At 51.0% G+C, this 14124-nt stretch carries 13 protein-coding genes; 9 read left to right on the top strand and 4 right to left on the bottom strand.

Annotation, left to right across the window (positions count from 1 at the left end; genetic code table 11):
* Nucleotides 1–26: 26 nt before the first annotated feature.
* The 3 genes from F1644_RS21800 to nfo are packed head-to-tail and all read right to left on the bottom strand — an operon-like array spanning nucleotide 27 to nucleotide 3085.
* Nucleotides 27–1265 carry a metallophosphoesterase family protein gene (locus F1644_RS21800; RefSeq protein WP_118302779.1) on the bottom strand — a complete coding sequence of 413 codons (1239 nt, stop codon included), beginning with the start codon at nucleotides 1263–1265 and terminating at the stop codon, nucleotides 27–29.
* 3 nt (nucleotides 1266–1268) lie between these two features.
* On the bottom strand, nucleotides 1269–2243 hold the full coding sequence (locus F1644_RS21795) for a transglutaminase domain-containing protein (protein ID WP_168044382.1): 975 nt from the start codon (nucleotides 2241–2243) through the stop codon (nucleotides 1269–1271).
* Entirely contained in the window at nucleotides 2240–3085 is an 846-nt protein-coding gene (gene nfo, locus F1644_RS21790; RefSeq protein ID WP_118302782.1) for a deoxyribonuclease IV, read from the bottom strand. The genes F1644_RS21795 and nfo overlap by 4 nt, the downstream gene beginning before the upstream one ends.
* Nucleotides 3086–3366: 281 nt before the next feature.
* Between nfo and F1644_RS21785 the strand changes: the two genes are divergently transcribed.
* From F1644_RS21785 to F1644_RS21765, 5 genes are all read left to right on the top strand, one after another.
* Complete coding sequence (locus tag F1644_RS21785; RefSeq protein WP_168044380.1) at nucleotides 3367–4068, top strand: hypothetical protein; 702 nt, start codon at nucleotides 3367–3369, stop codon at nucleotides 4066–4068.
* Between the two features lie 19 nt (nucleotides 4069–4087).
* Nucleotides 4088–4582, top strand: a complete 495-nt coding sequence (locus F1644_RS21780) for a hypothetical protein (RefSeq protein WP_118305854.1) — start codon at nucleotides 4088–4090, stop codon at nucleotides 4580–4582.
* 226 nt (nucleotides 4583–4808) lie between these two features.
* Nucleotides 4809–5513, top strand: a complete 705-nt coding sequence (locus F1644_RS21775; RefSeq protein WP_118594252.1) for a hypothetical protein — start codon at nucleotides 4809–4811, stop codon at nucleotides 5511–5513.
* Between the two features lie 13 nt (nucleotides 5514–5526).
* Nucleotides 5527–6021, top strand: a complete 495-nt coding sequence (locus F1644_RS21770) for a hypothetical protein (RefSeq protein WP_087419976.1) — start codon at nucleotides 5527–5529, stop codon at nucleotides 6019–6021.
* A gap of 183 nt (nucleotides 6022–6204) precedes the next feature.
* Nucleotides 6205–7782, top strand: coding sequence for a peptide chain release factor 3 (locus F1644_RS21765; RefSeq protein WP_118304977.1), 1578 nt, complete (start codon nucleotides 6205–6207; stop codon nucleotides 7780–7782).
* Between the two features lie 53 nt (nucleotides 7783–7835).
* On the opposite strand, the gene F1644_RS21760 is transcribed toward F1644_RS21765, so the two are convergent.
* Complete coding sequence (locus F1644_RS21760) at nucleotides 7836–8558, bottom strand: hypothetical protein (protein WP_147344440.1); 723 nt, start codon at nucleotides 8556–8558, stop codon at nucleotides 7836–7838.
* A gap of 391 nt (nucleotides 8559–8949) precedes the next feature.
* Between F1644_RS21760 and F1644_RS21755 the strand changes: the two genes are divergently transcribed.
* The 4 genes from F1644_RS21755 (at nucleotide 8950) to F1644_RS21740 (ending at nucleotide 14034) form a co-directional block, all read left to right on the top strand.
* Nucleotides 8950–9279 carry an MGMT family protein gene (locus F1644_RS21755; RefSeq protein WP_118305091.1) on the top strand — a complete coding sequence of 110 codons (330 nt, stop codon included), beginning with the start codon at nucleotides 8950–8952 and terminating at the stop codon, nucleotides 9277–9279.
* Between the two features lie 411 nt (nucleotides 9280–9690).
* Nucleotides 9691–9891, top strand: a complete 201-nt coding sequence (gene thiS, locus F1644_RS21750; protein WP_087419968.1) for a sulfur carrier protein ThiS — start codon at nucleotides 9691–9693, stop codon at nucleotides 9889–9891.
* A gap of 61 nt (nucleotides 9892–9952) precedes the next feature.
* A complete protein-coding gene (thiC, locus tag F1644_RS21745; protein WP_118304979.1) occupies nucleotides 9953–11713 on the top strand; it encodes a phosphomethylpyrimidine synthase ThiC in 1761 nt (586 codons plus the stop codon).
* Between the two features lie 320 nt (nucleotides 11714–12033).
* Nucleotides 12034–14034, top strand: a complete 2001-nt coding sequence (locus F1644_RS21740; protein WP_118304980.1) for a thiamine phosphate synthase — start codon at nucleotides 12034–12036, stop codon at nucleotides 14032–14034.
* Nucleotides 14035–14124 lie beyond the last annotated feature (90 nt).

Genomic DNA, 14124 nt, shown 5'->3' with positions numbered 1-14124 from the left:
ATCTTTTAGTTTTTAACTTTTATCTTTTAACTGTCACTTTTCCTCGAATCGCCATCCATCGACAACGCTTCGCGGAAAAGTGACCTGATTTCTTCATTCGGTTCCTGTCCCTTGCGCTGGCGGAAGTACTCGGCAAAGAGGGCGTTAACGTCCGAGCGCAAGTCGTGGATAGAAGCCACACGATCGTTCACGAGAGAAGCGTCACGCACATCCGGGATGATACAAACAATACCGTCATGCGCGGCGTGCAGGGATTTTACTTCTTGCGCCGTGAGGAAAGTATCCGTGGCAACGGTCAGTTCCACCCACGTATCGGGATGTTCCGCAAGCCATTGCAAGGCTACCTCCACCCCCTCGAAACGACGACGCACCAAGGGACGCCCGCTCGTCAGCCGACGCTTCCTGATACGAGCCGGACATCCCGGTTCAAGGTCCACGAGCGTCACGTATTTATCCTGCTCGGCCTCGCTGAAACTGTAACTCAAGGGACTGCCGCTATATACTGCGGGACAAGGCTCCGTGTCCACCGTTTGCCGGCGATGCAAGTGTCCCAGCGCAACGTACTGTATGGCGGGGGGAATCAACGAAGTATAGACGACATCGGCACCACCGATATTGATCGGTCGCTCGTCCTCCGGCTCTTCGGGCAACTCACCGCCCTCCCTCGCCATGAAAAGATGGGCCACCAACAGGTTCACCCCCTCCGTGTCGCAATACTTGTCGGCCAACCCTGCCCAGTGATCCCGCAGGAAAACCCGCAACCCCTCGTCGACATCCTCTGCACCCATATAGCGTTTGGCCCGTTGCCCGTTCGTGTAAGGGGTAAGTAGCACCCGCAACGGGTAATCGAACCCCGGTAAGCGGAACTCGGCAAACCCCTCGTCCGACCGGACCAACGTCACCCCGCCTTCCGTTCGCATCTCCCGCAACACGATCATCGGGTTCCCGGCAAAGAAAATCCCGCTCTCCCGTGCCAGCACGTCGGGCGAATCCACCCGGTCCGGTGAATCGTGATTCCCGGCAATAGCCACCACCAGACGCTGCCCGCCCCGTGCCAACCGATGCAACGTGCGGTAAAGCAACTCGATCGCCTCCACGGGCGGGTTAAACGTGTCGAACAAGTCCCCCGCCACGATCACCGCATCCGCGGCCTCCTCGTCAGCCACCCGCACAATCTCGTCCATCACGGCCACTTGCTCCCCGGCACGCTCCCGGTCATTCAACCGCTTTCCAAGGTGCCAGTCTGAAGTATGTAATATTTTCATCCTCTATTTAATTAGAGCCTCCACGTTCCGGAGTCCCTCGTCAATACTCTCTTTCACGCCGGGCAAATCCCTAGCGTACTCTTCCGCGATCCTAAAATACTCCCTCGCCCGGATCAACACGGCCCGCGTCTTCCGGTTATAATTCAACAGGAAAACCGCCTCGTTATAGTACGTCACCGCCATCACCTCCTTGTTCCGCGAGTTAAAACGGTTCGCCCGCCGGGCAAAAAGCATCTGTCGTTCATCCCTCGGCAAGCGCCGGAAGGCCGCAATACTATCCGTGTAATTATAATAATCTCCCCGCTCGCCATCCGCCAAATTCCCCTCGATAAACGCATCCATGGCGTACGGCCTGTCGGTCAACTGCCACGCCGGATCAGCCGGCATGTGAGTGGTCAGAAATTGTTCACCCCGCGTCAACACGTACTCCGGGTTCCAGTGCCGTCTGAACACCCATTCCCCCGCCGCATCTCTCCCCAACGCTCCCACGGCCCACATCATATCGACGTGCCACCACTCTCCCGCCACTCGCACGGCGTTCCACACGTGATTCGTCCGGTGACACGTTTCCCCACGCTCCCGACCATCCTCCGCCACGTACCCTTCCACCCGCTCGTTCTCGATCCCCAACCTATTGCATAACTCCCCGAACAACCCCGTGAAATCCCCGCAAATTCCTTTCCTCTCCTTCAACACCTCGCGATAATCCCCGTCCGGCCCTCCCGTGAGGAACTTCCCGGCGTCAATCGCCATGTACTCACGGAACCATCCCGCCAGTACGATCACTTTCTCCCGTTCCGTCCGTCCCCACCGGGCCACGCTATCAACAAGCGCCTCCACGCTCACCTCACCGGGGAGGCGCCCTCCCCGTTCAAGCATACCCTCTTCCCCCGGCAAGACTTGTGCCACGAGAGGTACCCCAAAAAGGACAACCACCACCGTCAACAACCATTTCACAGACGCATGCATCGGTATCATTTCACGAAACCCTTCAACATCCGTATTTCCTCCGGCCACAACGCCTCGTCCGGCGTTTCCAGTATCAATGGAATACCGTCAAAGCGTTCGTCCTCCATGATCCACTTGAAAGGCTCTATGCCCAACGTTCCTTTTCCCAAACTATCGTGGCGGTCTACCCGTGAACCCAGCTCTTTTTTGGCATCGTTCAGGTGCATACCCCGCAGGTACTTGAACCCGATCACGTTGTCGAAATGCTCGAACGTCTCGGTGAATCCTCCCGATGTCGCCAAATCATAACCCGCAGCGAAAGAATGACAGGTATCAATGCAGACGCCCACCCGACTCTTGTCCTCCACCCGGTCAATAATATAGGCGATCTGCTCGAACGTGTAGCCGAGATTCGATCCCTGTCCCGCCGTGTTCTCGATCACCGCCGTCACGCCGCAGGTCTTATCCAGCGTCAGGTTGATCGACTCCGCAATCAGCGCCAGACATTCCTCGTCGCTGATCTTCTTCAACGTACTGCCGGGGTGAAAATTCAATCGATCCAGCCCCAACTGCTCGCAGCGTTGCATCTCGTCGAGGAAAGCCTCCCGCGACTTCTCCAACGCATCCGCGTCCGGGTTACCGAGATTAATCAAATAACTGTCGTGCGGCAATATCTGTCGAGGCGTGTACCCGAATTCCTCGCAGCGTTCTTTGAACAGTGCGATACTCTCCGCCGTCAGCGGTGCCGCCTTCCACTGCCGCTGGTTCTTCGTGAATAAGGCAAAAGCCGTCGCCCCGATCTCGTGGGCGTTCAACGGCGCATTCTCCACTCCTCCCGATGCACTCACGTGCGCTCCTATATACTTTTCCATAGCTTACTTTTTATATTATATGCAAAGCTACGATAAAGAATTGAAAGTAAAAATTCACCCCTGCCAAATTTTGGGTTACAAGTTGATACCTATCTCCTCCAAAATGAAGTACCCCCTGAAATTAGAGGAAGTGTAGCTTGTAGCCACTTCATAAGACTTGTTAGGCAACTTCTTTTTACAAAGAATCGAATAATAATTGAAATCGTTGTCCCCTGTTTTCTTTTATTTATTCGTTCTAGAAGAAGATTATAATTTTATCGTGATAATATAAACCAATAACTATGAAAAAAATCATTATTCTTTTGTTACTACCGTGGGTATTTTCATGTTCCAATGAAAATTCGTTCCCCTTCGAAGAAGAAATTATAGAAGAAAACGATGAAAGTCTATCTCGGTCTTATACCCTATATTGGGATATTTCAAATACTTGTGAATTAATTCTTCAAGAACCTATAAATGAAATTCTTTCTGAAATAATGAATATTCCAGAATATGAATATATGTATGATTTAATACTTATAAATAACACGAAAATAAACTATATTTATATATACCAAGACAACCATAATTCTGTTGCCGCTTACGAACCTAAATTCAAAATGATGTATTTCCGAGATGAATATGTTGTTCATGACGCTTTTCCTGAAGAATTCATACATTTTATACAAGATTTAGCTTACGATGGTATTTACGGAAGATCTAAAGCTGACATTGAATTTGAGGCAAAATTCTTCCAAGATTTATTAAATTTAAATAATGGTGCCGTTTTAAGAGGAACAGGGGATCAATATGGGGATTTATACACTAAGTGGATATTAAAAATCTATGACGAATTCTACATAACAGCATTTATTTATGATATTATAATGGAAGGAATATCTGGTCTTACCTATCATGAATTTCTTGAAGATTTTGCCGCAGCCAACACTTCTTATGGAACACCAGAGCATTTTGATCCTCAACTATTAAAATATTTATATTAATAATTTAAACCATATAACCATGAAAAAGATAATTTTACTATTTACCATCCTTATGACTGGCACCTCCGTTTTCGCACAGAAAAACAACGTGGAACGGGAACTAGATAAACGTTCAAAAATAAAGATCGAGAACACGGTCTATAAATACGACCGCACGCTAGAAATTTTACAAGACTCGACGAATGACGAGGCACGCTGGGTCATGAAACGCCGTGAACACTCTAACTTGGAACTAGCCACCGATCGTTCGACTTTTTTCCGTTCCGTGTTCACTGCCGAACGGATCAAGGAATTGAAAGGAAATCGTGTGTATATCAAGCTATTGCTTGATGACAAAGGCAACATCCTCGAGTTTAAGTTTTTCCTGTATAAAGCGCTGGACATCACCATCAATGACCTGCACACGCTAGCGAAAGCCCTAAAGAAAACGAAACTCTTCAAGACACGCCACGACACGGGAGCAGAGGAAGGCGGCGAGATCTGGGTCCTCCCTCTCGTCTTCGACGAACTATGACAGGATTGACACGTGATGCGTTGTCCCTGTCCCCAGGACAATGCGTCATATTATGATATTACCTGCAAAGCTACGATATTGATACCTATCTCCTCCAAAGACTTGTTAGGCAACTTCTTTTTACAAAGAATCGAATAAAAAATAGCAATCGTTGTACCCTGTTTTCTCTATTTATTCGTTTTAAAAAAAGATTGTAATTTTATCGTGATAATATAAACCAATAACTATGAAAAAAATCATTATTCTTTTGTTACTACCGTGGGTATTTTCATGTTCCAATGAAAATTCGTTCCCCTTCGAAGAAGAAATTATAGAAGAAAACGATGAAAGTCTATCTCGGTCTTATACCCTATATTGGGATATTTCAAATACTTGTGAATTAATTCTTCAAGAACCTATAAATGAAATTCTTTCTGAAATAATGTCTATTCAAGAATATAGATATATGTATGATTTAATACTTATAAATGACACGAGAATACAATATATTTATATATACCAAGATGACTATAATTCTGTTGCCGCTTACGAACCTAAATTCAAAATGATGTATTTCCGAGATGAATATGTTGTTCATGACGCTTTTCCTGAAGAATTCATACATTTTATACAAGATTTAGCTTACGATGGTATTTACGGGAGATCTAAAGCTGACATCGAATTTGAAGCAAAATTCTTCCAAGACTGCTTAGGTTTAAATGACGGTATTCCTTTGAGAGGAATAGGTGCTCAATACGGAAAATTGTACATGGACTGGCTATTAAAAATCTTTGATCAATTCTACGTAACGGCACGTGTTTACGATACCATAATGGAAGGAATATCTGGCCTCACTTATGACGATTTTCTTGAAGACTTTGCCACAAAAAACTCTTCTTATGGGATACCAGAGCATTGCGGGGCTCGATTATTAGAATATTTATACAATTAATAAATTACATATTATGAAAAAGACGATTCTACTACTTGCCATTCTTACGATTTGTGCATCCGTTCTAGCACAGAAAAACCGCATGGAACAGGAATTCGGTAAACGTTCAAAAGTAAAAATAGAGAACACGATTTACACGTACGACCGCACTCTACAAATCGTAGAAGACTCGACAAACAATGAGGCTCGCTGGGCCATGAAATGTCGCGAACATTCCAACTTAGAACTAGCTAAAGACCGCTTGGATTTCTTCCGTTCCGTGTTTACCACCGAGCGAATCAAGGAATTGAAAGGGAATCGCGTACATATCATGCTATTGCTTGATGATAAAGGCAACATCCTCGAATTTAGGTTTTTCCTGAGGAATGCACCGGATGTCACCCTCAAAGACCTGCACGCACTAGCAAAAGCCTTGAAAAAAACGAAACTCTTCAAGACACGTCGTGACACGGGCGCAGAGGAAGGCGGCGAGATCTGGACCCTCCCTCTTGTCTTTAGTGATCTGTAACAGGATACAAACGGTTCACGTTATCCCGGGTCTCCTAGTCCCGGGACAACTCTAGTTAATTTAAATAACTATACATAAATACTTTATATCCGTCGTGAACCCCATAGACTTTATTCCCGAGCGTTATAAACTTTCCGAAAAAAAAACTATCTTTGCACCCGCTAAAAAAAACACGTAATAAGCATGGGTTTCAAGGAAGAAATATTAAAACGACGCACGTTCGGTATCATCAGTCACCCCGACGCGGGTAAAACGACCTTAACGGAGAAATTATTGCTTTTCGGTGGCGCCATACACGTGGCAGGAGCCGTGAAGTCGAACAAGATCAAGAAAACGGCCACCTCCGACTTCATGGAGATCGAGCGCCAGAGAGGGATCTCCGTGGCCACCTCCGTCATGGGTTTCGAGTACAAGGACGTGAAGATCAACATTCTTGACACCCCTGGCCACCAGGACTTCGCCGAGGACACGTTCCGCGTGCTGACGGCCTGCGACAGCGTGATCATCGTCGTTGACTCGGCGAAAGGCGTGGAGACGCAGACCCGCAAGCTGATGCAAGTGTGCCGGATGCGCCGGACCCCGGTCATCGTGTTCATCAACAAGCTCGACCGCCCCGGTCAGGACCCGTTCGACCTGCTGGACGAGATCGAGAAAGAGCTGCAAATACAAGTCACCCCGCTAAGCTGGCCTATCGGTAACGGCGACCAGTTCAAGGGTATTTACAACATACACCGCGAGAACCTTTGCCTCTACTCGGCAAGCGTACAGACCATCCAGGATGGCATCGAGATCAACGACATCAACTCCGGCGAACTCGACGAGCATATCGGCGAGCGCCCGGCCGACAAGCTGCGAGAAGACCTCGAACTCGTTCGGGAAGTGTACCCCGCCATCGACCGGGAGGCGTACCTTAACGGGCAACTAGCCCCCGTGTTCTTCGGGTCGGCGCTGAACAACTTCGGTATCCGCGAGATGCTGGATTGTTTCATCGAGATCGCTCCCAGCCCGCTCCCCCGCGAGACGGACGAGCGTCTCGTGCAACCGGACGAGGAGAAATTCACCGGTTTCGTCTTCAAGATTCACGCCAACATGGACCCCAACCACCGCGACCGTATCGCTTTCGTGAAAGTGTGTTCCGGCGTGTTCCGGCGTAACACCAACTACCTGCACGTCGGCCTGGGCAAGAACCTCAAGTTCTCCACCCCCACGGCGTTCATGGCATCCAAAAAATCTATCATCGACGAGGCGTACCCCGGTGACATCGTGGGTCTTCACGACACGGGTAACTTCAAGATCGGTGACACGCTGACGGAAGGCGAGAAACTTCATTTCAAGGGTATTCCCAGTTTCTCCCCGGAACTCTTCAAGTACATCGAGAACGCCGACCCCATGAAATCCAAGCAACTGGCCAAGGGCGTTGACCAGCTCATGGACGAGGGCGTGGCCCAGTTGTTCACGAACCAGTTCAACAACCGCAAGATCATCGGGACCGTCGGCGCGCTCCAGTTCGAGGTCATCGAGTACCGTTTGCTGCACGAGTACGGTGCCGCCTGTCGCTGGGAAAATATCAATCTTTACAAGGCTTGCTGGATCGAGGCTCTCGACCCGAAGGAACTGGAAGATTTCCGTCTCCACAAGGCACAGTACATGGCCCGGGACAAGTGGGGCCGCGACGTCTTCCTCGCCGAATCGCAGTACATGCTGCAAATGGCACAGGTGAACTACAAGAAGCTGGTGTTTCACTTCACGTCGGAATTTTAGGGTTTATAAGGTTTATAAACCTTATAAACTAGGAAAACATTCAAGGCGCAATCTCACCCTAGAATCTCGTTGGCATCGCGGGCGACACGGAGATAGACGGAAGTGGAAAACTCGTCCTGCCCGGAACTCGCCACGTAGGGATAAAGGTGGACGATCTCGTCCGGGGAGAGGGGCTTGCCGGTTGCCGTCACTGGATCGGGCAGCGTGAATGTGGCTACCCGTCCGGCACGGGTGACGTTGGGCAAGTGAAGTACGCGGGGCGCATCGGGCAAGGAATCGTAGAAGTAGCCGATGACAAGCGTGTCTTTGTCCCTCGTCTCGTTGGGGACGCCGTGGGGTCGCCACTCGATGGTGATCTCCCAGCCGCGACGGGTGACGCAGGTGAAGAGCGGCACAGCGAGCCACCCGACGCTGAATATGAAGGCGCGGAAATTCGCCACGCCGTTCTCGTCGCACGCGGTGCCGTTGACCTTGTGGCAGAGATTCGCAGGAGTCATGTTCGTTGTCTTCGCGAGGGACACCCACGCATTGAGATCCTGCAGTTTTCGCGTGAGGATTTTCACGAGCCGCGACACGAGGGCGAACACGTTGGCCCGCTGGCGCTGGTTCAAGGTACGGGCGGCGCAGCGGCGGTCACGTTCCTCGCTCGACCCGGGGAAGCGTTTGCTACTGCAATGGCATACTTTACCTTTCCGGTAGTACGTGGTCACCCCGTCGCAACGGGTGGTTTCCGGTCGCTTGCCGGCCGGCCGCATGATTTTTTTCTTCTTTTTCATAACACCTCCTTGTTAAACGTTCCTGTAATCCTCCAATAATGCTTAAAGGCACCTTAACAACAAATATACTAAATTTTCGTTAAATTACCAAATCATGCATGGTAAGTGTTCGCTTCTGCATCGAACACTTGTCGAACACTTATCGAACACTTGTCGAACACTTACCGAATGACTACCGAAGGTGACGTTAACCTACAGTGAAGATAACCAGTATCTTACACGAGAACTGGCAGGAATCCCATTATTTCTTACTTTTGTCAAGAAAAAAGGCCCTATTTATACCCCCGCGCGTTCCTTGATTTCCCACCTTCATGCCCTGAAACGAAACGAGCCTGCACGAGCTGCTGTTATCGATAAATTTAATACCTTTACGCTGGAGCAAGAATTGAATATGGACGAAACATTACGGGAATTTTTCAACGACGTGTACGAGATCACCCGGCAGATCCCGCGGGGAAAAGTACTCACCTATGGCAGGATCGCCGCACTGGCGGGACGACCGCAACACGCCCGGTGGGTAGGCCGGGCAATGGCACAATCCCCGGACGACAAGACACTCCCCTGCCACCGTGTCGTGAACAGTGCCGGACAGACCGCACCGGGATGGACCGAACAACGGACGCTACTCGAAAACGAAGGGGTCACCTTCCGTCCCAACGGCCACGTGGATATGAAAAAACATTTGTGGGAAATCCTATCAGCCGATGAAGTCACAAGCTAAGGGGTATCATCTCCTGTAACTTTTTAATACTTGTCGTTGCAGGTATTAAAATTTATCCGTAGCTTTGTCATGAGATATTCTGAAGGGGTGCCTAAGAAGCGAGGGATTTTCCCGACACTTCTACCTGCCGCGAGAAGGCAGGGTAATACAACGGGCTGAGATTATACCCATGAACCTGATCCGGGTAATGCCGGCGGAGGGAAAGAGTTATAATACAAGCTGGATTTCATTGTAGACTTCCCGGAAGATTAAAAAAAGTTTAGAATTTAGAGTGGACTACCCCCTCTGGCTCCCCCTTGCACAGGGGGAGGACACGCTACATTGTAACATTGCGGCGTTTCTCGCGTCCGTTTCTCCCCCTGTGTAAGGGGGAGCTAGAGGGGGTAGTTGGAAATTAAAAATTTATATACAATGCAAGTATTTATAAACGATAAATCCTTCGAATGTGCCCCCGGCACGACACTCCCCGAAGTACTGGAAGCCAACGCCATCCCGACAGGCAACATTGCCATCGCCGTAGACTTCAACGTCATTCCCCGTCCCGACTGGGGAAAAACCGTGCTTCAAGATGGTAGCAAAATTATCATCATCAAGGCAGTACAGGGAGGGTGAAAGAAAAGATAAAAGTTAAAAACTAAAAGTTGAAAGATAAAATTAGTAAATTAATTAAGATATGAGCCAAGAATTTACCATTTCAAGCGGCCCGCTACCCGGGTCGGAAAAGATTTACGTGAAGGGTGAGATGTTCGACATCGAGGTGCCGATGCGCCGGATTAACCTCACGCCCACGGTTGACACGGACGGGACGAAGATCGAAAACGAGCCTGTCGTGGTTTACGATACATCGGGACCCTACACGGACCCGAACTACACGGTGGACTTGCACAAGGGACTGCCCAAGATCCGGGAACAATGGATTGCCGACCGGAATGACACCGTGAAACTGGAAGGACTGAGTTCCGAGTACGGCCGGGCGCGCCAAAATGATCGCTCGCTCGATGCCTTGCGTTTCGAACACGTGAACACCACGCCGAGAGTGGCGAAACCGGGACACCGCGTGTCGCAGATGTACTACGCCCGTCAGGGAATCATCACCCCGGAAATGGAATACATCGCCATCCGCGAGAACCAGATGGTCGACAAGATCCGGGAGGCCTACAAGAAAGAGAAAGGCGAGCCGCTGGGCGCGAACTTCCCGGAATATATCACCCCGGAATTCGTGCGTCAGGAAGTGGCCGCCGGGCGGGCCATCATCCCCGCGAATATCAACCACCCGGAGAGCGAGCCGATGATCATCGGGCGCAACTTCCTCGTGAAGATCAACGCCAACATCGGGAACTCCCCCATCACCTCGTCTATTTCCGAGGAAGTGGAAAAAGCCGTGTGGGCTTTCCGCTGGGGAGCCGACACGATCATGGACCTGTCAACCGGGAAAAACATCCACGAGACACGTGAGTGGATCATCCGTAACTCGCCCGTACCCGTGGGAACCGTGCCATTGTACCAAGCTCTGGAAAAGGTGCGGGGCAAGGTGGAAGACCTCACGTGGGAGATTTACCGCGACACGCTCATCGAACAAGCCGAGCAAGGCGTGGACTACTTCACGATCCATGCCGGGTTGCGCTGGCACCACGTGCCGCTGACACTGAAACGCCTCACGGGAATCGTGTCCCGCGGGGGAGCCATCATGGCACACTGGTGTACGACCCACAAACGGGAAAGTTTCTTGTACGAGCATTTCGAGGACATCTGCGAGATTCTCGCCAAATATGACGTCGGAGTATCCATCGGTGACGGGTTGCGTCCCGGTTGCATCGCCGACTCGAACGACGAGGCACAGCTTGCCGAGTTGAAAACGCTGGGAGAACTGGCCCGGGTGGCTTCCAAGCATGACGTGCAAGTGATTATCGAGGGACCGGGACACGTGCCGATGCAGAAGATCCGGGAAAATATGCGACTGGAACAGGAATGGTGTGACGAGGCCCCGTTCTACACCCTCGGACCGCTCGTGACGGACATCGCTCCCGGCTACGACCACATCACCTCCGCCATCGGTGGTGCCATGATCGGCTGGTTCGGGACATCCATGCTCTGCTACGTGACCCAGAAGGAACACCTCGGACTGCCAAACCGGGACGACGTGAAAGAAGGCGTGATTACCTTCAAACTCGCCGCCCACGCCGCCGACCTTGCCAAAGGCCACCCCGCCGCCTACTACCGGGATTACGCCATGAGCAAGGCCCGTTTCGAGTTCCGATGGAAAGACCAGTTCCATCTCGCACTGGATTCTGAAAAAGCCTTGCGTTTCCACGACGAGACGTTACCCGCCGAGGGACACAAAGAGGCTCATTTCTGCTCCATGTGCGGGGAACATTTCTGCTCCATGCGTGCCAGCGAGAAGTTGAGGAAAAAGATAAATGAACAGGAAGAATAAAGTTCATAAAGTCCATAAGGTTTATAAGGTTCGTAAGGTCTATGACGTACTTTGGTAACTTATATTGCTGACGAATGTTAAAACTACCCCCTCTGGCTCCCCCTTACACAGGGGGAGAAACGGATGCGAGAAGTCGCTCCAATGTGACAATGCAGCGCATCCTCCCCCTGTGTAAGGGGGAGTTAGAGGGGGTAGTTAAAACGTTGGCCTTGTGTGGCTGGAATCTAAAATCCCTAAATCTAAAATTAGTAAGGGGTAGTCAGCACGTGCAGAACCTTATAAACTTTATGAACCTTACAAATCTTACAAACCACATACACATGATCGTAATCATCACCCCTCCCCACACCCTGCCTGACGAAGAGCATATCGTGAACAGACTCTTTGAAAGCGGATTGCACTTGCTGCACCTGCGGAAGCCGGGAGCAGACCGGGACACGCTGGAACATTACATCCGGGGTATCCGGCCGCATTTCCGGGAACGTGTCGTCCTGCACGACCACTTCGAACTGGCTGAAGAGTACGGGTTAAGAGGGATTCACCTGAAATACAACGAGGCACGGACGTTCACCGGACGGGATCGACTCGCCCACGTGAGCGTGTCGTGTCACTCCTTCGAGGAAATCGACGCCTTGCCTTTCGAGCCGAACTACGTCTTTCTCAGCCCGGTATTTGACAGCATTTCCAAACCCGGATACCCGTCGGCCTTCGCCCCGGAATACCTGAAGGAAAACTTGCAAAAGAGACGCGTACCCGTGATCGCCTTGGGAGGTATCACCGCAGAAAAAGTCGCGGAATGCCGGAAAATGGGATTCCGCGGGGTCGCCTTGCTGGGACACGTGTGGGAACAGCCGTCGGAGGCCGTTGCCCGTTTCACCAATATCTTGCCCGACGAGGTGCTAAGTATTGCCGGATTCGACCAAAGTTCCGGGGCCGGGGTGACAGCTGACATCAAGACATTCGAAAGTTGCCGGGTATATGGACTTGGAACGAGCAGTTCCATCACCTTCCAGAATCAAAACACGTACCTCGGGACGAAGTGGCTCACGCCGGACGAGATCATCCGGCAATGCGAAGTCCTGTTCCGGGAGTTCAGCCCCGCTTACGTCAAGATCGGGTTGATCGAAAGTTTCGACACGCTGGAACAAGTGGTGAACTATCTCCGGACGGCTCTCCCCAAGGTAAGGATTATCTGGGACCCGATACTGAAAGCCAGCGCCGGGTTCCAGTTCCATGACGGGGAGAATTTAATACAGTTGCAGGATATACTTCGAGAGATATACCTGATTACCCCGAACACGGACGAGCTGAAAACACTTTTCGGGAATCACCCGGACGTGGAAAGCTTGCAAGCGCTAGCTCGCAGCCAGAACCTCAATATCCTCTGGAAAGGCGGTCATAACGACGGGGCGCTGGCCTCCGATCGACTGGTCACCCCGGACAAGGTGTACACCTTCTCGGTGACACGGGCAAGGCACGGGAAACACGGGACGGGATGCGTTCTCTCCTCGGCCATCGCCTCGTATCTCACGCTCGGCTACCCCCTCCCCGACGCTTGTCGGCTGGGGCAGCACTACGTGGCAGGATTTATCCGCTCCAACGACACGAACCTGGGGATGCATAACCGCGTGGAAAGTACCGCCCCGGAAGTTGACTTGTACCGGATTCCTTTGCAATACATCACCGACCACAAGGAGGGAGTTTCTATTCCCGAACAGGTGGAGGCCGTGTGCAAGGGAGGATGTCGATGGGTGCAACTACGGATGAAAGAGGCTGACAGGGAAGAATTTATCCGTGTCGGACGCACCGTGAAAGAGATTTGTAAACGTCACGGGGCCCTGTTCCTTGTCAATGACAACGTGGACATCGCCCTTGAACTGGATGCCGACGGGGTACACTTGGGAAAAGAGGACATGGATCCCCTCGAAGCACGCCGGATTCTCGGTTACTCGAAGATTATCGGGGGAACGTGCAACACGTTTGAAGACGTGGTGACCCGTTTTCGTCAACAGGTAGACTACATCGGTCTGGGACCATTCACGTACACCTCGACGAAAAAGCGTCTCAGCCCGGTCCTCGGTCTCGAAGGCTACCAAAAGATCATGGAGGCCTGCCAGGAAGAGGGTATCTATCTCCCCGTCCACGCCATCGGAGGTATCCGGGAGGACGACATTCAACCGATATTAAGCACGGGAGTAACGGGCATCGCCCTCTCTTCCCTGCTTAAAAACAGTGAGGATATAACGGGGAAAACGAGAGAAATGGTGGAACAATTGAAAATAAAAGAACTCCCTCCCCCCTTCGGGGTACTCCCTCTATAAACAGAGGGAGAGTTGAGTTACTCTTCATCTTTGGGAAGAGTCACCAGCTCCTCCTCTGTTTATAGAGGAGGTGGCAGCGAAGCTGACGGA

The organism is Butyricimonas paravirosa (genome assembly GCF_032878955.1).
GTDB classification, from domain to species: domain Bacteria; phylum Bacteroidota; class Bacteroidia; order Bacteroidales; family Marinifilaceae; genus Butyricimonas; species Butyricimonas paravirosa.
This window is presented reverse-complemented; position numbering and strand designations above follow the sequence as displayed.